This window comes from Deinococcus rubellus (assembly GCF_025244745.1).
Lineage (GTDB): Bacteria > Deinococcota > Deinococci > Deinococcales > Deinococcaceae > Deinococcus > Deinococcus rubellus.
On the sequence record NZ_CP104213.1, the window covers coordinates 344,414 to 362,436 of the forward strand.

The 18,023-nt window shown below is 64.6% G+C and carries 15 protein-coding genes and 1 pseudogene; 10 read left to right on the forward strand and 6 right to left on the reverse strand.

Annotation, left to right across the window (positions count from 1 at the left end):
• The first annotated feature begins 62 nt into the window (after positions 1 to 62).
• Positions 63 to 1,487 carry a pyruvate kinase gene (pyk, locus tag N0D28_RS01840; RefSeq protein WP_260560710.1) on the forward strand — a complete coding sequence of 475 codons (1,425 nt, stop codon included), beginning with the start codon at positions 63 to 65 and terminating at the stop codon, positions 1,485 to 1,487.
• A gap of 227 nt (positions 1,488 to 1,714) precedes the next feature.
• Here the strand turns inward: pyk and tyrS are convergent, their stop codons facing one another.
• Positions 1,715 to 2,950, reverse strand: a complete 1,236-nt coding sequence (gene tyrS, locus N0D28_RS01845; protein ID WP_260560711.1) for a tyrosine--tRNA ligase — start codon at positions 2,948 to 2,950, stop codon at positions 1,715 to 1,717.
• 164 nt (positions 2,951 to 3,114) lie between these two features.
• Between tyrS and N0D28_RS01850 the strand changes: the two genes are divergently transcribed.
• The 3 genes from N0D28_RS01850 to N0D28_RS01860 are packed head-to-tail and all read left to right on the forward strand — an operon-like array spanning position 3,115 to position 4,945.
• On the forward strand, positions 3,115 to 3,687 hold the full coding sequence (locus N0D28_RS01850) for an MOSC domain-containing protein (protein ID WP_260560712.1): 573 nt from the start codon (positions 3,115 to 3,117) through the stop codon (positions 3,685 to 3,687).
• Between the two features lie 20 nt (positions 3,688 to 3,707).
• The gene (locus tag N0D28_RS01855) at positions 3,708 to 4,265 is read left to right on the forward strand and encodes a YqhA family protein (protein ID WP_260560713.1); all 558 of its coding nucleotides are present in this window, start codon (positions 3,708 to 3,710) and stop codon (positions 4,263 to 4,265) included.
• A complete protein-coding gene (locus N0D28_RS01860) occupies positions 4,262 to 4,945 on the forward strand; it encodes a tRNA (adenine(22)-N(1))-methyltransferase (protein WP_260560714.1) in 684 nt (227 codons plus the stop codon). Before N0D28_RS01855 ends, N0D28_RS01860 begins: the two co-directional genes overlap by 4 nt.
• Here the strand turns inward: N0D28_RS01860 and N0D28_RS01865 are convergent.
• Together N0D28_RS01865 and N0D28_RS01870 are read right to left on the reverse strand one after the other, a co-directional pair.
• On the reverse strand, positions 4,942 to 5,739 hold the full coding sequence (locus tag N0D28_RS01865) for a GNAT family N-acetyltransferase (RefSeq protein ID WP_260560715.1): 798 nt from the start codon (positions 5,737 to 5,739) through the stop codon (positions 4,942 to 4,944). The genes N0D28_RS01860 and N0D28_RS01865 overlap by 4 nt on opposite strands.
• A gap of 12 nt (positions 5,740 to 5,751) precedes the next feature.
• Positions 5,752 to 6,429 (reverse strand): N-acetylmannosamine-6-phosphate 2-epimerase, encoded by a 678-nt coding sequence (locus tag N0D28_RS01870; protein WP_260560716.1) that lies wholly within the window; start codon positions 6,427 to 6,429, stop codon positions 5,752 to 5,754.
• 62 nt (positions 6,430 to 6,491) lie between these two features.
• Between N0D28_RS01870 and N0D28_RS01875 the strand changes: the two genes are divergently transcribed.
• Positions 6,492 to 7,247 carry an SDR family NAD(P)-dependent oxidoreductase gene (locus tag N0D28_RS01875; protein WP_260560717.1) on the forward strand — a complete coding sequence of 252 codons (756 nt, stop codon included), beginning with the start codon at positions 6,492 to 6,494 and terminating at the stop codon, positions 7,245 to 7,247.
• A gap of 4 nt (positions 7,248 to 7,251) precedes the next feature.
• Here the strand turns inward: N0D28_RS01875 and rimO are convergent, their stop codons facing one another.
• Both rimO and N0D28_RS15550 read right to left on the reverse strand, forming a co-directional pair.
• Complete coding sequence (rimO, locus tag N0D28_RS01880; protein ID WP_260560718.1) at positions 7,252 to 8,748, reverse strand: 30S ribosomal protein S12 methylthiotransferase RimO; 1,497 nt, start codon at positions 8,746 to 8,748, stop codon at positions 7,252 to 7,254.
• A 99-nt stretch (positions 8,749 to 8,847) separates the two neighbouring features.
• A pseudogene (locus N0D28_RS15550) lies at positions 8,848 to 9,384 on the reverse strand (low affinity iron permease family protein).
• 56 nt (positions 9,385 to 9,440) lie between these two features.
• Between N0D28_RS15550 and N0D28_RS01890 the strand changes: the two are divergent.
• From N0D28_RS01890 to N0D28_RS01905, 4 genes are all read left to right on the forward strand, one after another.
• Positions 9,441 to 10,760 (forward strand): thymidine phosphorylase, encoded by a 1,320-nt coding sequence (locus N0D28_RS01890; protein WP_260560719.1) that lies wholly within the window; start codon positions 9,441 to 9,443, stop codon positions 10,758 to 10,760.
• 51 nt (positions 10,761 to 10,811) lie between these two features.
• Entirely contained in the window at positions 10,812 to 11,270 is a 459-nt protein-coding gene (locus N0D28_RS01895; protein ID WP_260560720.1) for a LapA family protein, read from the forward strand.
• Between the two features lie 119 nt (positions 11,271 to 11,389).
• A complete protein-coding gene (accD, locus tag N0D28_RS01900; protein ID WP_260560721.1) occupies positions 11,390 to 12,268 on the forward strand; it encodes an acetyl-CoA carboxylase, carboxyltransferase subunit beta in 879 nt (292 codons plus the stop codon).
• 29 nt (positions 12,269 to 12,297) lie between these two features.
• Positions 12,298 to 13,233, forward strand: coding sequence for an acetyl-CoA carboxylase carboxyltransferase subunit alpha (locus tag N0D28_RS01905; protein ID WP_260561815.1), 936 nt, complete (start codon positions 12,298 to 12,300; stop codon positions 13,231 to 13,233).
• 141 nt (positions 13,234 to 13,374) lie between these two features.
• Here N0D28_RS01905 and N0D28_RS01910 read toward each other — a convergent pair whose 3' ends face one another.
• Positions 13,375 to 14,547 carry a DUF4357 domain-containing protein gene (locus N0D28_RS01910; RefSeq protein WP_260560722.1) on the reverse strand — a complete coding sequence of 391 codons (1,173 nt, stop codon included), beginning with the start codon at positions 14,545 to 14,547 and terminating at the stop codon, positions 13,375 to 13,377.
• Positions 14,548 to 14,621: 74 nt separating this feature from the next.
• Here N0D28_RS01910 and pulA point away from each other — a divergent pair, with 74 nt between their 5' ends.
• Positions 14,622 to 17,984 (forward strand): pullulanase-type alpha-1,6-glucosidase, encoded by a 3,363-nt coding sequence (pulA, locus tag N0D28_RS01915; RefSeq protein WP_260560723.1) that lies wholly within the window; start codon positions 14,622 to 14,624, stop codon positions 17,982 to 17,984.
• The last annotated feature ends 39 nt before the right edge of the window (positions 17,985 to 18,023 follow it).

Below are 18,023 nucleotides of genomic sequence, written 5' to 3' on the forward strand. Positions count from 1 at the left end.
TGCCTATTCCCTGATGTTGAACTTGCTTTTTGGAAGGGATTCCAGACTAAAAATGGAGAGCTATGAAACATTTTGACCGTGCCACCAAGATCGTCGCCACCATCGGCCCTGCCAGCCGCAGCCCTGAAGTGCTGGAAAAAATGATTGACGCGGGCCTCAATGTGGTCCGCATGAATTTCAGTCACGGCAGCAAGGAAGACCACCGCGAAACCTACAACATGGTGCGCGAACTCGCCAAGCGCAAGGGCGTGGCCATCGGCATTTTGCAGGATCTGCAAGGCCCCAAGATCCGGGTGGCCCGCTTCAAGGAAGGCGCGGTGACGCTGCATGCGGGCGACCCGTTCATCATCACCATGGACGAAGTGGAGGGTGACGAGACCCGCGTGGGCACCACCTACAAGGGTCTGCTCGGTGACGTGAAGCCGGGCATGAACCTGCTGCTCGACGACGGCAACATGGCCCTGCGCGTCGAGGGCGTGAGTGGTAACGACGTTCACACGACCGTCGTCATTGGCGGCGTTCTCAAGAACAACAAGGGCATCAACGTGCCGGAGGCCGACCTGGCCGTGCCTGCCCTGTCCGACAAGGACGTGGAGGACATGGAGTTCGGCGCGGAACTCGGCGTGGACTGGGTGGCGCTGAGCTTCGTGCGCAGCCGCGACGACCTCTTGCTGGCCCGGCACTATCTGGCGCGCTTCGGCTCCAAGGCCAAGCTGATGGCCAAAATTGAAAAGCCCCAGGCGGTGGACCGCTTCGACGACATCCTCAAGGAAGTGGACGGCATCATGGTGGCGCGCGGCGACCTCGGCGTGGAAATGCGCCCCGAGCAGGTGCCGACCATCCAGAAGCGACTGATCCGCTTGTGCCGCGAGGCGGGCAAGCCGGTGATCACGGCCACCCAGATGCTGGAGAGCATGATCAGCCTGCCGCGCCCCACCCGTGCCGAGGCCAGTGACGTGGCCAACGCCATCTACGACGGCACCGACGCGGTGATGCTGTCTGCCGAGTCGGCGGCGGGCCTGTACCCGGTAGAATCGGTGGCCATGATGGACCGGATTGCCCGCGAAGCCGAGGGCAGCGAATCTTACAACGTGATGCGCGCCAACAGCATGGATACCAGCCTGCCGCAGGACGCCATCGCCCTGTCAGCCTGCAACATCGGCGAGCGCCTGGGCGCGGCGGCCATCGTCAGCTTCACCAAGACCGGTGGCGCGGCGCTGCGGGTGGCCAAGAACCGGCCCCATCTGGCGGTGCTGGCCCTCACGCCCAACGAGCAGACCCGCTGCCAGCTGGCCCTCTCATGGGGCGTGGTGCCGATGCTCAGTGAAGACCCCCGCGACACCGACGACATGGTTCGAATCGCCAACACGGAACTGCGCAAGAGCAAGCTGGCCGATGAGGGTGACCGCTACGTGATCACGGCGGGCGTGCCGTTCGGTGTTCAGGGCACCACCAACATGGTGCGCGTCGAAACCCTCAGGCGCTGAAGTCTGACGGTCAAAGTGAGCGCTGACACGAAGCTCGGAGTTACCCATTCTAAAAACACCGTGTCAGCGCGGCGTCAGCATACAGAGCAGCGGTTTTTATCCACAGGCACGGGGTTTTATCCACACCCTCCTGTGGATAACTTTTGGTTTTGCCCGTAGTTTCAAGAAAAATTTAAGGGAAACGGTGATATGGCCGTTTCCCTTTCTCACGTTCTGGTCTTATCCAGTCAGCTTTCCGGCAGCATCCGGGCGAACTTGTCCTTGCCTTTCTGGATGACCAGTCCGCCCTCAGGAAGCGCCAGGGCTCCCTGAGGGTCCAGGAAGGTCTGGCCGTTCACCTTGAGACCTTTGCCCTGGATGGTGCGTCGTGCGGCCCCCAGGGAGGATTCCAGGCCCGCTGTGACCATCAGGCGGGCAGCGGGGTAAGTGTCTTCCGGCGTGGCATCTGATTTGAGAACGGTGAAGCTGGGAATATTCTCGGGGATGCCGCCTTTGGCGACGGACTGGAACCGCTCCAGGGCCGCATCCAGATCGGCGTCGGGGTGAAAGTCGCGGGTGACGTGGCGGGCCAGCTCACGGTGCGCCTCCACCGGATGTCCGGCCAGCAGCGCTTGAATCTGCTCGGCGGGCAGGTTGGTCAGCAAGGTGAAGTAATTCTCCAGCAGCGTATCCGGCACCTTCATCAGCTTGGAGAACATGATGTGCGGCTCATCAGTCAGGCCGATGTAGTTGTCCAGGCTCTTGGACATCTTCTCGGTGCCGTCCAGGCCCACCAGCAGCGGCAGGGTCATCACGACCTGTGGTTCCTGATCGTAGTCGCGCTGCAGGGCGCGGCCCACCAGATTGTTAAACAACTGATCGGTGCCTCCCAGTTCCACGTCGGCGTGCAGCGCCACCGAGTCGTAGCCCTGTGTCAGTGGGTAGAGCAGTTCGTGCAGGGCAATCGGCACGCCGCCTGCGAGTCGTTTGGTGAAGTCGTCGCGCTCCAGAATGCGGGCCACGGTGTAGCGGCTGGCCAGCCGGATCACGTCGGCGTAGCCCATCGGTTCGAGCCACTCGGCGTTGTAGCGCAGCTCCATGACCTCCGGCTCCTGGCGCAAAATCAGCTTGCACTGTTCCAGGTAGCTCTGGGCGTTGGCACGGGTTTCTGCCAAGGTCAGCGGCGGGCGGGTCTTGGACTTGCCGGTGGGGTCGCCGATGATGGCCGTGAAATCGCCGATCAGCATGATGACTGTGTGGCCCAGGTCCTGAAACTGCCGCATCTTGCGCAAGATGACCGCGTGCCCCAGGTGAAGGTCGGGTCGGGTCGGGTCGGCCCCCAGCTTGACCCGCAGCGGTGTGCCGGTCTCGATGCTGCGCGTGAGCTTGCGGCGCAGGTCGTCTTCCGACACCAGATCCACGACGCCGCGTTTGAGAATGTCGATCTGTTGGTCAATAGGCAAATTTCGGCGGATTTCGTTCATAAGTCTCCATGAAGCGGCGGCGCACTTTCCTGAACCTGGAAGTGCGCCGCTTTTCGGGGTGTTCGGGCTGTGTTTGACCTGACCCTGACCTCAGCGGCAGGGTGGATAGGAACGCCAGGTCAAACGCCTCATGTCCCGAGTCTAGCAGGCTCTAGCATGTGGGGATGCGAACCATGCAGGAACTGCGAAGCACCTTCCCGCGCCCCGGCCGTGTGGCGTGGCTGGGGATCCGGCCAGTACGGCGGGCCGAGCCGCTCAGCGTGAGTGAGGTGGAGGTGGTGGAGAACCTGGGCATTCTGGGTGACCACGGCAAGGTGGGTGTGCCGCGCCTGCGGGCGCTGACGGGGCAGCCCGGCGAGGACGTGGCCCAGCCGTCCGCCCAGCCCGTTCCTGGCGGCCCCGGTAGGCGGCAGGTCACGCTGATTCAGGCCGAGCATTTCCCGGTGATGGCCGCCCTCGCCGGGCTGGATGAGGTCACGCCCCAGATGCTCAGGCGCAACATCGTCATCTCGGGCATCTCGCTGCTCTCGCTCAAGGACCGGCGCTTTCAGATCGGCGAGGTCGTGCTGGAGGCGACCGGCGAGTGCCACCCCTGCTCGCGGATGGAGGAGAATCTGGGAATGGGCGGCTACAACGCGGTGCGCGGGCACGGCGGCCTGACGGCGCGGGTGGTGCGCGGCGGCGTGATCCGACTGGGCGACACCCTGGTTCCCATTGACCTGGCCCCATTATTCTGAAGGGGCTATCCTGAGCAGCGATGGCCGCACCCACCCCCAGAAAACCAGGCAGCACCTCGGCCACGGCCCTGTTCGGCTTCACCCGGCTGATTGTGGAATTCGGGGTGCTGTCGAGCTTTTTGTTCTCGCTGGTGCTGTTCGTCAACGGCACAGTCCGGACGGTGGCAGTCATCTGGGAAGCGCTGCCGCATTTTGCCGAGGAGGGCACCGGCAAGGAACTGCTCGTCGCGGCCATCGAGCAGACCGACAACCTGCTGATCGCCACGGCCCTGCTGATCATCAGCCTGGGGTTGCAGTCGCTGTTCGTGGGGCGGGTCATGAACCTTCCGGCCTGGCTGCACATCCGCACCTTCGACGACCTCAAGCAGAAGTTGTTGGGCATTGTGGTGGTGGCGCTCGCCGTCAAGTTTTTCAGTGTGGCGATCGAGTGGGAGGGTGGGAGTAGCGCCAGCATCCTGACTTTCGGGCTGGGCGTGGCTGCCGTGATGCTGGCGATCGGCGCTTACAGCTTCATCCTGGCCCGCCTCGGCGCTCACCCGCAGCAGGGCGAGGGCGACGCCCTGCCGGAACAGGAGTGACTCTGGACGCCCGCCTGAGCGCCGTGCTGGCCTTCATCCGTGCCGATACGCACGCCGACATCGGCACCGACCACGCTGCGCTGCCGCTGGCGCTGATCGAATCGGGAAGGTGCCGCAAGGTGATCGCCGCAGAACTCCACCCTGGCCCACTGCAACTCGCTCAAGTGGCGGTGCTGCGGGCGGGGCGGGGTCAGCAGATCGAGGTGCGGCAGGGCGACGGCTTCGCACCGATTGCGCCGAACGAAATTCAGAGCGCCAGCCTCACTGGCATGGGCGCACGCACCATGCTGGGCATTCTTGAACGGGCCGCGCACTTGCCCCGTGCGCTGATTCTCCAGCCCAACGCCGAGCCGGAAGCGCTGCGCCGCTGGGCCACCACTCACGGCTACCACCTCACTGCCGAGGCGCTGGTTCCCGGCTTCTGGCGCTACCCGGTTCTGAAATTCGAGCAAGCCCCCGGCGCTGATCCGGCGTATTCGGGTGTTCCGCAGGCGGCGGCACTCAGATACGGCCCGCATCTGCTGATGGCCGCCGACCCGCACCTGCACGCCGAACTCAGGGCACAGGAGCGGCGGTTCTCGGCGTTAGCGGTGTACGGGCGGCCAGGCGTGCTGGGCGAGTTGCGGGTGGTGCAAGACGCGCTGGCCTTCCTGCTGGCCGCCCCCACTTCCGCTCCTTAACGTCGCCAGATGTACGGTGTGGTCGTCGTGACCGGCGTCATCCCGCCGCGCTCCAGAATCGGGCGGGAATATTCAGTGCAGTCACTGTGCAGATAACGCACACCCCGGCTGAGCGCCGCCTGGGCGCGGGCCACCGTCAGGGCGCGGTAAAGCCCCTGACCCCGCCACTCCGGCAGCGTGCCGCCGCCCCACAGTCCGGCGAACCCAGTGCCGGGAATGATCTCCAGGCGGCCCACACAGACCACCTCCTGCGCCGTTTCCGCCACCCAGACCTCGACATGGCCCGCGCCCTTCTCGATGCGGCGCATCAGATCGTTCGCGCTGGAGGGAGCGCCGAATGCCAGCGCCTGCGCCCTAGCCGCCCGCACCACGTCCGGGGAGGGATCGGCCTGATGGTCGATCCGCCGGAGAATCACGCCGCCGGGCAGGTTCACGGGCCGGGCCAGCGCCTGCGCTTCTCCCAGCATGACCGTCTCGGGGTTCTCGGCCTGCAATCCCTGGGCGGTGAGCCGCTGCGGCAGGTCAGCGGGCGCGTCGTGGCCGCGTGTCTTCCACTCGAAGGTCTGGATGTGCAGATCGGCGGCGTAGTAGACGATGGTGTCGGCAATCAGGCGGTCGAGGGTGGAGTCGGCGTACCCGTCCAGCGAGCGGTACGAAACGAAGCCCTGGTCTCCAGACTTGCCGCGCCACAGCGGGCCGAGCCGGTCAACGCTGTCGGCGGACAGCATTTCAGCTCCTTCGCGCAACTGGGCGTCGTAAGCCTGGAGCAGTGTTTCTTTGAATTGATCAGCCATGCTTCAGCCTCATCAAGGTTGATCCGCTCTCAGCGCCCGCGCAAACCAGCTGGTGACGACATCGGGCCGGGTGATGGCGCTGCCGACCACCACCGCGTGCGCGCCGAGCTGCCGGGCCAGCACCGCCAGTTCGGGGGTGTTGAGCCGCCCCTCGGCCACAAATGTCAGGCCTGCCGCCCGGAGCTGCACCATCAGCTCGAAGTCCGGCGCGTCCTGCTGAGGACTGTGGGGCGTGTAGCCGCTCATGGTCGTGCTGACGATGTCGGCTCCGGCGGCGTAGGCGGCCTGCGCTTCCTCCAGCGTGCTGATGTCGGCCATCGCCAGCGCGCCTGCCTCGTGAATGGCCCCGGTGAGTTCGGCCACGCTGAAGGGGCGCGGCAAGTCGGTGGCGTCGAAGGCCACCAGGTCCGCGCCCGCTGCGGCGATGTCGTGGGCCTCGCCCGGCGTGGCGGTGATGTACACCGGGCTGCCCAGATGGCTCTGTTTGGTCAGCCCGATGATCGGCACGGCGGTGATGGCCCGCACTGCCGCAACATCGGGGGCTGAGCGCAGACGCAACCCTCCCGCGCCGCCGAGCAGCGCCGCCCGGCAAAGGGCCACGATTTGCTGGGTGTCGCGCAGCGGACTGCCCTCGTCAGCCTGCACGCTGACGATGAGCTGTCCGGCCAGGGTTTCAAGCATTGAAGACATGAACAGAGTATGGCCGGTTTCCGAGCTGTTCAGCGCCAGAGGAAGCGTGTCATGCTGCGCGAATGACCACCGACTGGATACCCAGGGTTCTCGTAACCGGCGCGGCGCAGGGCATTGGCCGGGCGATTGCCGAACTGTTCGTAGCGCGCGGCGCACGGGCCTTGCTGCTCGACCTCAACCTGCCCGCGCCGCTGGTGAATGCCCTGTGCCTGCAAGGCGACGTGACGAGCGCCGCCGACATCGCACGGGCCGTGCAGGTCGCCGAGGAGCAGTGGGGCGGGCTGGACGTGCTGGTCAACAACGCCGCCTACCAGGGGGCCAGTGGCTCGCTGATGGACGTGGCAGAGAACGGCTGGCAGCGCGCACTCGACGTGAACCTGACGGCCCCGCTGCGCCTTGCCAGGGCCTGCGTGCCGCTGATGCCGCCGGGAAGCGCCATCGTCAACGTCGCCAGCGTGCAGGGCCTGTTCGCCGAGCAGAACAATGTCGCTTACACGTCAAGCAAGGCCGGGCTGATCAACCTGACCCGTTCGATGTGCCTTGACCTCGCGCCGAGGGGCCTGCGCGTCAACGCCGTCGCGCCGGGGGCGATTGCCACCAAGAACCTGCTCAACTCAGTGGCGGGCAGCACCGATCCCCAGCAGACCCAGCGTGATTACGAAGACCTGCATGCCCTGCGCCGCCTCGGCACGCCGCAGGAGGTGGCCGAGCTGGTGTACTTCCTGGCCTCGCCTGCCGCCGCGTTCATCACCGGAGCAATTGTGCCCATTGACGGCGGCATGACTGCCAGCTTCATGATGGCGGGGCGGCCCGTCTAGAGAGTCAGTGCCCCCCGAAATGCCCCATCTGCGGCACGTTCGGCTTCCACTCGGGCCGCGCCACCACTTCCCCGAAGAGGTCGTACTCGTCACTCTCCTCGATACGGGCCTCCACGATGTCGCCGATCTTGACCTGTCCGGCGAATTCGCCCGCATACAGATACACCTGGCCGTCGATGCCCGGCGCGTCGCCCTTGGTCCGCCCGATCAAGCGGGTGCCGGGCGCGTCGTCCTCGTCGTCGTTGAACTCGTCGATGATGATCGGCAGAAGGCGGCCCACCTTCTGGCCTAGCTTCTCGGCGCTGATGCGCTGGGCCACTTCCATGAAGCGTGCCAGGCGCTCCTGCTTCACGTCCTCCGGCACAGGATTGGCGAGGGCGTTGGCGTCGGCTTCCTCCACGTCCGAATACGGGAAGGCACCCACCCGGTCCAGGCGGGCCTCTTCCAGAAAAGTCAGCAACTCCTGAAAGTCGGCCTCAGTCTCGCCGGGAAAGCCCACGATGAAGGTGCTGCGGATGGTGAGGTCAGGGCAGATCTCGCGCCAGCGCCTTATGGTGTCGAGCTGCTTGCCCGCACCGGGGCGGCGCATCAGCTTGAGAATCCGGGGGCTGGCGTGCTGAAGCGGCACGTCCAGATACGGCAGGATCTTGCCCGCCGCCATCAGCTCCACGACCTTCTCCACATGCGGATAGGGGTACACGTAGTGCATCCGTACCCAGGCCCCCATCTCGCCCAGCTTGACGGCCAGATCGGTCAGGTGGGCGCGCACCTGGGTTTCCTGAAACTCGCTCTCGCGGTAGCGAACATCCACCCCGTAAGCGCTGGTGTCCTGCGAGATGACCACCAGTTCCTTGGTGCCGCCCGCGATGAGCCGGTAGGCCTCGTAGAGCACCGCCCCGGCGTCTCGGCTAACCTGCTTGCCGCGCAGCTTGGGAATGATGCAAAACGAGCAGGTGTGGTTGCACCCCTCGGCGATCTTGAGGTAGGCGAAGTGGCGCGGCGTGAGTTTCACACTCGGCGCGAACACGTCGCCGTGCCGGGTGTCTTCCCTGACAGGCAGTTGACGCGAACCCGGCGCGGCGGTGGGCAGCAGATCCGTGAAGGGGTGCTGCTCCATCGGCAGCAGCTCACGCACATGCCGCATCACGTCGTCCACCGCTTCCGAGCCGGTGATGGCGGCCACCTTGGGATGCCTTGCCAGGATCTTGTCGGGCCGCTCGCCCAGGCAGCCGGTCACGATGACCTTCCCGGTGGCGTCCAGCGCCTCACCGATGGCTGACAGGCTCTCCTCCACGGCGGGCGTGATGAAGCCGCAGGTGTTGACGATCACCGTATCGGCCTCATTGTAATTGTCGGCGATCTGGTAGCCCTCGGCCCGGAGCTGGGTCAGGATACGCTCAGAATCGACCAGCGCTTTGGGGCAGCCCAGGCTGATAAAGCCCACTTTATTTTTGGTGCTGGGCGCGGTCAATTCGGTGCCCGATTCTAACAATGCAGTCATGTTGCTTTCTCTCCTCAGGGCGGCTTGGCCCAGAGGTGGGACGCCGCACATCAACCGAGGAGTATAGCGGGGCGGACAGGAAACAAAGGTGACTTTCTGTCAAATGCTGACTGAACTGCACTCAGTCCTCGCCCAGCCGCCCTCTCCCCATGATATTGCCTCCATGATGTCGTCGGGGGTCAGTTGCAGCAGTTCAGGTTCGTGAATCATGCTGCGCTCGGCCCACAGCTCTTGCAGCACGGCGTCGAGCTTGCCATGCAGCTTGCGGGTGTCTTTGTTCCGAGCGTTCTGAATCAGGAACACCATCGGAAAGGTGACGATGGTGGTGCCGGTATTGATGACCAGTTACCAGTTCTCTGAAAAGTGAATCAGCGGCCCGGTGATGGCCCAGACCAGCACGCTCGTCAGCGTCACAGCGAAGGCGGTGGGCTTGCCTGTGAAATCCGCCCGGTGAAATCCGCGATGTTCTGCGAGAAGGTCTGAAACTTGGCTTCCAGACTGGGCGGGCGGCGTCCGGGTTGAGTTGATCGGGGTCTGGCAGGTCTGAGAAAGGCATTCAATCGTGGGATGTGGACCTGCCTGCCAGGTCCAAGTCAGTAAGCTCCAGGGGGCTTGCGCCCTCCGCTCAAGCCTCACTTGAATCGCCCGCCTGCCGAATCACCTGGTGGCTGAGCGGGCGCTAGGCTGGGGCCATGACTGCCCACTCCGAAGTTGCTGTTCACATTCCCGAGCTGATCGCCAGAAAGCGCGACGGCCTGGAGCATTCCCGCCCCGAACTCGAAGCGCTGATCATGGGCTACGTGCGCGGCGAGGTGCCGGATTACCAGATCAGCGCCTGGCTGATGGCGGTTTATCTACGCGGCATGACTGCCCGCGAGGTGGCCGACCTGACGCTGGTGATGGCGGGGAGCGGCGAGCAGTTTGATCTGAGCAGCCTCAGCCACACGGTGGACAAGCACTCGACTGGCGGCGTGGGCGACAAGACCAGCCTGATCCTGACGCCGATGCTGGCCGCGCTGGGCCTGACGGTCGCCAAGATGAGCGGGCGCGGCCTGGCACACACCGGCGGCACCATTGACAAGCTGGAGAGTATTCGCGGCTGGAGCGGCGAACTCACGGACGCGGCTTTTCTCAAGCAGGCCCGTGAGATTGGCCTGGCATTGGTGGGCCAGAGCAAGGACCTCGCGCCCGCCGACGGCCTGCTGTACGCCCTGCGCGACGTGACCGCCACCGTCGACTGCCTGCCGCTGATCGCCAGCAGCATCATGTCCAAGAAACTCGCCAGCGGCGCGCAGACCATCGTGCTGGACGTGAAGGTGGGCGCGGGTGCCTTCATGAAAACGCTGGACGACGGGCGCGAACTGGCCCGCGCGATGGTGGACATCGGGACGCACGCGGGCCGCAAAGTGCGTGCCGTGCTGACCGATATGGACGCGCCGCTGGGCCACTTCGCCGGAAACAGCCTGGAGGTGCAGGAGGCCATGGCGACCCTGAACGGGCACGGCCCCCACGATCTGACCGAGCTGTGCGTGGCGCTGGCGGTGGAGGCGCTGGGCGCGTATGGCGAGGACGCGCCGTCTGCCGAGGCCCGTGCCCGGCAAACCCTCTCTGACGGCTCGGCCCTGGCCAGATTCCGCGCCTTCGTGGCGGCCCAGGGCGGCGACCCCGCCTACATCGACGATCCCCGGAAGCTGGACGTGGCTCCTGGACGCGCCGAGGTGATGGCCGAAACGGGCGGCTTCGTGCAATCGGTGGACGCCTTCTCGGTGGGCCAGGCGGTGCTGGTGCTGGGCGGCGGGCGCGAGCGCAAGGGCGAACAGATCGATCACGGTGTCGGCGTGGAGCTGGTGAAGAAGCCGGGCGACAAGGTGGCAGCGGGCGAGGTGCTGGCCCGCATCTATCACCGGGACGGGCGCGGGCTGGACACGGCGCTGACCTTGCTGCGCGGCGGCATTCGCGTGGGCCAGACTCAGCCGGACGTGCCGGAACTGATTCTGGGGCGGGTGGAATAGACCCTGGGCCGCCGGTCAAACCCAGCCGGACAACTCTGTTACCCTTAATCCATGCGTCTCATCCTGCTGATCATCGTGTTGGTGCTGCACCTGGTGTTCGGCCTGCTCAACATTTCCTCGCTGCTGGCTGTGCACGACATCAATATGGGCTTCGCCGTCTACACCGGACCGCTGGGCCTCATTCTGCTGATCACCAGCGCTCTGGTGGCGGTGCTGGCCTATGTGGCTGCCAGCTTCAGTACCCTGCGCCGTGAGGCCGACACCGCCAAACTGCTGCGCGACCTCGACTCGGTGCGCCAGAGCCTGGACAGTCAGGAAGCCAGCCGCTTCGCGCAGCTTCAGAGCAGCCTCGACAAGCGCTTCATCGGTCTGGATGCCCAGCTCACCCAGGGCCGCGCTTTGCCCAGCAGCGCCGTGAGCCTGGACAAAGATGGCGTGGTCACGTCGGCCCAGCTTAGCCAGGAAATGGGCGCCCTGAACGCCTATCTGCGCCGCAAACTGGGCGACTGAGCCGGGCCAGCACGCAGGAGTCAGCACGCCAGATCAGGAGTTTGAACCGGGTTCATTCAGGCCGCAGGCAACCTCCGCCGCGCCGCGCCGCTAGAATGCCGTGATAAAGGAGCATTGCCTTGGCCCTCGACAAGTTTTTTCGCAGGCGTCGCCCGCAGGTCAACCCGCCCAGCGAAGCCGACACCCCCGATCTGTGGGGCAAGTGTCCCCAGTGCAAGGAAAACGTCTATCTGCGCGATCTGGCGCTGAATGCCTACGTCTGCCCCAACTGCGGCTTCCACCACCGTCTGGGAGCCAGCAAGCGGGCCGAAGTGCTGCTCGACGCACCGATCTGGGCGTGGTCGGGCCGGGTGCATCCGGTGGACGCCCTGAATTTCCGCGACACTGAGAGTTACCCGGAACGCCTGGCACGTGCCCAGGCCAAGACGGGTCGCCCCGACGCCATCCTGACCGGGCGCGGCCAGATCGAGGGCGTCAGCGTGGCCGTCGCCATCATGGACTTCGAGTTTTCCGGCGGCAGCATGGGCAGCGTGGTGGGCGAGGAAATTGCCCGTGCCGCCGAGCGGGCCGGTGAGGAGGGCCTGCCGCTGGTTCTGGTGGCCGCGTCCGGCGGGGCCAGGATGCAGGAAAGTGCCCTCTCGCTGATGCAGATGGCCAAGACGACGGTAGCCCTGGAAGCCTTATCACGGCGCGGCCTGCCCTACATCAGCATCCTGACCGACCCGACCACCGGGGGCGTCACGGCCAGTTTTGCCACCATCGCCGACGTGATCGTGGCCGAGCCGGGGGCACTGATCGGGTTCGCTGGGCCGCGCGTCATCCAGCAGACCATCCGCCAGAGCTTGCCGGAGGGCTTCCAGCGCGCCGAGTTTCTGCTCGAACACGGCATGGTGGACATGATCGTGGACCGCAGGCAGCAGAGAAGCGAACTCGCCAAGCTGTTGCGGCTCCTGCACCCCGCCGCTTTTGCTCCTGCCCAGCCGGAGCGGGCTTCGTGAATCAGCCGCCCACCGCCCAGACACCCACCATGCAGACCCTGCGCGAACTCGAAGCCCGCATCCGCGATCTGGAAGGCACCGCCGTCAGTACCGGGCAAAACCTCGATACGACGCTGACGCCGCTGCGTGCCCAGTTGGCCCGGTTGCGCCAGCAGGTCACCATGACGCGCTGGGAACGGGTGCAGCTCGCCCGCATCGCCGGACGGCCCACCGCCCTGGACTACGTCGAGCGCCTGACCGAGGATTTCGTGGAACTGCACGGTGACCGGACCTACGGCGACGATCAGGCCCTGATCGGCGGTCCGGCGCGCTGGCAGGGCCGCCGGGTGATGCTGATCATGCAGCAAAAGGGCCGCGACACCAAGGACAAGATCAAGCGGCGCTTCGGCAGCTCGAACCCCGAGGGCTACCGCAAGGCTGTGCGGCTGATGGACCTTGCCGACAAGTTCGGTTTGCCGGTGGTGGCCCTGATCGACACCCAGGGCGCGTATCCGGGCCTGGAAGCCGAGGAGCGCGGGCAGGGCTGGGCGATTGCCGAGAGCATCCAGCGCATGAGCCGCCTGCGCGTGCCCGCTGTGTGCGCCGTCATTGGCGAGGGCGGCAGTGGCGGGGCACTGGCCATCGGCATCGGCAACCGGGTGCTGATCATGGAAAACGCCTGGTACTCGGTGATCTCGCCTGAAGGGGCCGCCAGCATCATCTGGAAGGACAGCGCCAAGGCCCCCGAGGCGGCGGAAGCCCTCAAACTGACTGCGCCCGACTTGCTGGAACTGGGCATCGTGGAGGAAATCATTCCCGAACCCACTGGCGGGGCGCATCTGGATGTGGACGTGGCTGCCGAGGCTCTGGGCGAGGCGGTCAGCCGCCATCTGGACGAACTGGCGCAGCAGTCGCCGGACGAGTGGGTGAGCGGGCGGGCCGAGCGCTTCCGCAAGCTGGGTGCGTACCGCGAGGATGAGAAGTAAGGAGCGCTGAGTTGCAACTGACTGGGAGGGCCACGCTGCTGGGGTGCAGCCGCTTTGCATTGTGGGGAAGATCGAAAGAATTTGAGTTTGGATAAGTTCAGAAAGTTAATCTGGGTCCGTATTGATATATCGACAGTCGGCTTACGGCTTTTCGAGTCGGTGATATTGGGCAGGACGACCCTGCTCATCCATCCAGACGATCCAACCATTTTTAGAAGCGCCAGAAATATCGTCTGCCGCCGTGCTCGGTGAAGTGTATTCCACATTTTTGAGGTAACGCAGCCGCCCATCTTCTAGCAAAGCAACTTCACCCGCGTCCAACATGGCTCGACGGCGTTTGCCTACAGATGCGGCGTACTCCTTGACCTCAGCGCTGGCAATACTTCCCGCTTGAACGACCCATTTGCCCACTGCCGGAAAATAAAAGGCGCGGGCATCCGCCTGCCCAGGCTGATACCGGAAGGCAATTTCACTCGGCGCAGGGCCTGTCAGCCCGCCTGATTTCGCCGCTGAGAACTCCGGTTTGGCCGCTTTCGTCGGTTGCGCCTTGGGTTGCCACCCGCTCTTTTGGGCTTCCGGTTGCTTGGATTGCGGTCCGTCTGGACTGAGGGGCTGACTCTGCACCGCGCCGAGGAGCACGTCGCGCTCGGCCTCGGTGATCAGACGCATTCTGACCGCCGCTGCCGCCGCCTTCTCGAAACTGGCAATGTCATATTCGCTTTGCACGTCTTCGACAATCGGGCGCTTTTCCAAATGAATTTGGGCTTCGTCACGCCGCTTTTGCTGGGCCTGCTGGACTTCCGAAAGCCGAGTCTCAAACGCACCGCTCGTCCAGCTTGCTGCGTCCAGTACGGCGGCAAGATCACTAGAAAACACCCCGGCGGCTTTCTGGACGAGTTCGAGCTTCAGGACAATGCGCTCGGAGTACGGGCCTTGCATGTGCTCGTCAATGACCACCCACACCCGACCATCGGTCAGCAGCGCCCAGCGAATCCCCTTGCCGCCCGCGTAGGCAGCGACTTGCTGATAGTCCTTGTCATGGAGGCCGACGTTCATTCCTTTAAGTTCAAGCACGAACTGATACTTGCCCGCCACGACGCGCAAATCCGGTCGAAAGCCGCCCTTGTCGGTTTCCTCGGGAATCACTTCCGCCGGATTCCAGATATCGAAGCCTGCCGCTTGCAGAAGAGGCAACACGATGGCCTGCCGCACCACAGCTTCGCCCGGACTGGGCTGGCTGGAGAGCCAGTGTTGGATGACTTTGACGACTTGGGTCACACGCTCACGTCTCATGGGAGTTTGTTCGGCGGGCATGTTTCAAAAGTTTAGCGGAAGGGCCGAACATTCTTTCAACGTTGAGCGCCCGATCGTCTACACTCTCCCCTACCATGCAACGACTTGCGACGCTCCTGACGTTCGCGCTGGCGGTTTCGGCTGCTGCCCAGAGCGCCCTGCCCGCCAACACCGCCCGCATTCATTACCAGCGTTCCGATACCCAGTACGACGCCTGGGGGCTGCACGTCTGGGAAGACACCAGCGCCACGGTGACCTGGGACAAGCCGCTCAAAGCCAGCGGTAAGGACGACTTCGGGGTCTACTGGGACGTGCCGCTCAAGCCCAATCCCGTCAAGCTCGGCCTGATCGTCCATTCCGGCGACAAGAAAGACGCGGACAAGGACCTGTTCATGAACCTGGGATTGGGTCATGAGTTGTGGCTCAAGTCGGGCAATGCGAATGTGGCCTACGCCAAGGCCGGGCCGTTCAATGTGGACGCGGCCCAGGCGGTGGTGGCGCAAGCCGCTCCTGCTGCTCCCCCCGCTGAGACTTCCTCCACCATTCCGGCTGGCAATGCCCGCATCAACTATTACCGCTCCGACGGCAAGTACGACGGCTGGGGCCTGCACGTCTGGGACGGCGCAAAAACCCCGACCGAGTGGACCAAACCGCTGACCCAGACCGGCAAAAATGAGTTCGGTGTGTACTGGGACGTGCCCACCGTGGAAGGCTGGAGCAAATTGAATTTCATCATCCACAAAGGCGACGACAAAGACCCCGGCCCCGACCAGAGCCTTCCCGCCGCTTCTGGTACCCAGGCCTGGATCATCAGCGGCAGCCCCGCCGTCAATACCACCCGGCCCGATACCAGCGTGCGGCCCATCGGCGACCTCAGTCAGCAGCAGGCCCTCTGGCTGACCCGCGACACCCTCGCCGTCAAGCCCGCGCTGCTGGCGAACGGTGCATTGCTCAACCTCTACTCCAGCACTTCGGGCGACCTCAAGCTGACCCCGGCGGGCATTACCGGCGGCGAGAGTCTGCCACTGGTCCGGGCCGATGAGGGCGATAGCCTCAGCGCGGCCCTCAAAGCCAAGTACCCGTATCTGGCCAATTATGCGGTGGTCAAGCTGCGCCCCGAGGACGTGGGCAAGGTGGCGGCGGCCCTGCGCGGGCAGCTGGCGATCAGCAGCACCGGACTGGACGACAAGCTGATGGACGCGACGGGCGTGCAACGCTGGGGCGTACTGGACGACCTCGCTGCGTACACCGGGCCGCTGGGTGTGACCTGGGCGGGCAGCATTCCGACGCTGACGGTCTGGGCACCCACCGCGCAGGATGTCAAGGTGCTGGTGACGGTAGGCGGTCAGACCAAAACCGTCCCCATGAAGGCTGGAGAGAAGGGCAGTTGGAGCGTGACCGGCGACGCGGGCTGGAAGAACGCCCCCTACCGCTATCAGGTTACGGTCTACGCGCCCACCACGGGCAAAGTGGAAACCAATGTCGTGTCCGACCCCTATTCCATTGGTCTGACCGCTGACGGGCAACAATCGCTCGTCACCGACCTCAGCGACGCATCACAAAAACCAGTGGGCTGGGACACCCTCAAGAAGCCGCCGCTGAACTCGGTGGGCGATCTGAATTTCTACGAACTTCATCTGCGCGATTTCAGCGTGGCCGACGCTACCGTTCCCGCCGCCGAGCGAGGAACGTACCTGGCCTTTACCGAGAAGAACAGCGACGGAATGAAGCACCTCAAAGCGCTGGCTGATGCGGGCCTCAAGGCCGTGCACCTGCTGCCGACCTTCGACATCGCCTCCATTCCGCCCGACAAGGCAAATTGGAAAAGCCCTGGAGATCTGAGCAAACTCCCACCTGCCAGCGAGGAGCAGCAGGCCGCCGTCAATGCCATCAAAGATCAGGACGGTTTTAACTGGGGATACGACCCCTACCATTACATGACGCCGGAAGGTACCTACGCCGCCGACCCCGACCAGCGCACCAGGGAGTACCGCCAGATGGTGATGGCGTTGAACGCGGCGGGCCTGCGTGTGGTTCAGGATGTGGTGTTCAACCACACCGCCGCCAGTGGCGAGGCCGACAAGAGCGTGCTGGACAAGGTCGTGCCGGGCTATTACCACCGCCTGGACGTCAACGGCGTGGTCGCCAATTCGACTTGCTGCTCCAACACCGCCACCGAACACACCATGATGCGCCGCCTGATGATTGACACGCTGGTGCTGGAGGCCAAACAGTACAAGGTGGACGGCTTCCGATTCGATTTGATGGGCCACCATCTGGTGTCGGACATGCAGGCCGCCCGCGCCGCGCTGGACGCCCTGACCCTGGCCAAAGACGGCGTGGACGGCAAGCAGATCTACCTCTACGGCGAGGGCTGGGACTTCGGCGAGGTGGCGGGCAACGCACGCGGTGTCAATGCCACCCAGATCAACCTCTACGGGCAGGGCATCGGTACCTTCAACGACCGCCTCCGCGACGCGGTGCGCGGCGGCAATCCCTTCGGTGGGCTGCAAGACCAGGGCTTTGCGACGGGCCTGTTTACCCTGCCCAACGGTCAGAAGCAGAACACTGACAGTGTTGAAAATAGGGCCAAATTGCTCAAGCTCACTGATCAGATCAAGGTGGCGCTGAGCGGTAATCTGCGCGACTTCAAGTTCACCGACAGCAGCGGCAAAACCGTGACCGGGGCGCAGGTTCCGTATGGCAATTCGCCCACCGGCTACGCGGCCAGCCCACGCGAGACCATCAACTATGTCTCAGCACACGACAACCAGACCCTCTGGGATGCCGTGCTGCTCAAAGCGCCGCTGAGTTCGACGACGGCCCAGCGGGTGCGGATGCAAAACCTCGCCTACAGCCTGGTGCTGCTGGGTCAGGGCATGCCGTTCATCCACGCGGGCGACGAGTTGCTGCGCTCCAAGAGCTTCGACACCGACAGCTACAACAGTGGCGACTGGTTCAACGAGATTGCCTGGACCGGAGCCGACAACGGCTTCGGGCGCGGCCTGCCGATGGCCGAGAAGAATAAGGATCAGTGGGACCTCTACCGCCCGCTGCTTTCCAACGCGGCCCTCAAGGTCACGGCGGCAGACCGGACGCGGGGCTCGGACAACCTGCGTGAGCTGCTGAGCATTCGCAACTCCACGCCGCTGTTCCGGCTGCCCACCGCCCAGGCCGTGCAAAACCAACTGACCTTCCTCAACAGTGGCCCCAATCAGACGCCCGGCGTCATCGTGATGAAGCTCAGCGGCGGGAATGCGCCTTACAAGAACGTGCTGGTGGTCTTCAACGCCACCAACACTGTCTACACCCTCAAGGATGCCAGCCTCGCGCCGCTGAAACTGGACCTGCACCCGGCGCTGAAAGCCAGCTCGGACGCGTCGGTGAAGGGAAGTAAGGCCAGCGGTGACACGGTGAGCGTGCCCGGGTTGACGACGGCGGTGTTCGTCGGGAAGTAAGACGCTCCAACCCAGCCCACTTCATCCTCATCCTCCAGA

Coding starts and splice junctions, on each gene's coding strand:
- rimO (WP_260560718.1), bottom strand. CDS start 8,748: ATGACTGCATTGTTAGAATCGGGCACCGAATTGACCGCGCCCAGCACC.
- N0D28_RS01890 (WP_260560719.1), top strand. CDS start 9,441: ATGACTGCCCACTCCGAAGTTGCTGTTCACATTCCCGAGCTGATCGCC.
- N0D28_RS01850 (WP_260560712.1), top strand. CDS start 3,115: ATGCGAACCATGCAGGAACTGCGAAGCACCTTCCCGCGCCCCGGCCGT.
- pulA (WP_260560723.1), top strand. CDS start 14,622: ATGCAACGACTTGCGACGCTCCTGACGTTCGCGCTGGCGGTTTCGGCT.
- N0D28_RS01905 (WP_260561815.1), top strand. CDS start 12,298: ATGCAGACCCTGCGCGAACTCGAAGCCCGCATCCGCGATCTGGAAGGC.
- N0D28_RS01865 (WP_260560715.1), bottom strand. CDS start 5,739: ATGGCTGATCAATTCAAAGAAACACTGCTCCAGGCTTACGACGCCCAG.
- N0D28_RS01875 (WP_260560717.1), top strand. CDS start 6,492: ATGACCACCGACTGGATACCCAGGGTTCTCGTAACCGGCGCGGCGCAG.
- N0D28_RS01855 (WP_260560713.1), top strand. CDS start 3,708: ATGGCCGCACCCACCCCCAGAAAACCAGGCAGCACCTCGGCCACGGCC.
- N0D28_RS01910 (WP_260560722.1), bottom strand. CDS start 14,547: ATGCCCGCCGAACAAACTCCCATGAGACGTGAGCGTGTGACCCAAGTC.
- N0D28_RS01895 (WP_260560720.1), top strand. CDS start 10,812: ATGCGTCTCATCCTGCTGATCATCGTGTTGGTGCTGCACCTGGTGTTC.
- N0D28_RS01870 (WP_260560716.1), bottom strand. CDS start 6,429: ATGTCTTCAATGCTTGAAACCCTGGCCGGACAGCTCATCGTCAGCGTG.
- pyk (WP_260560710.1), top strand. CDS start 63: ATGAAACATTTTGACCGTGCCACCAAGATCGTCGCCACCATCGGCCCT.
- tyrS (WP_260560711.1), bottom strand. CDS start 2,950: ATGAACGAAATCCGCCGAAATTTGCCTATTGACCAACAGATCGACATT.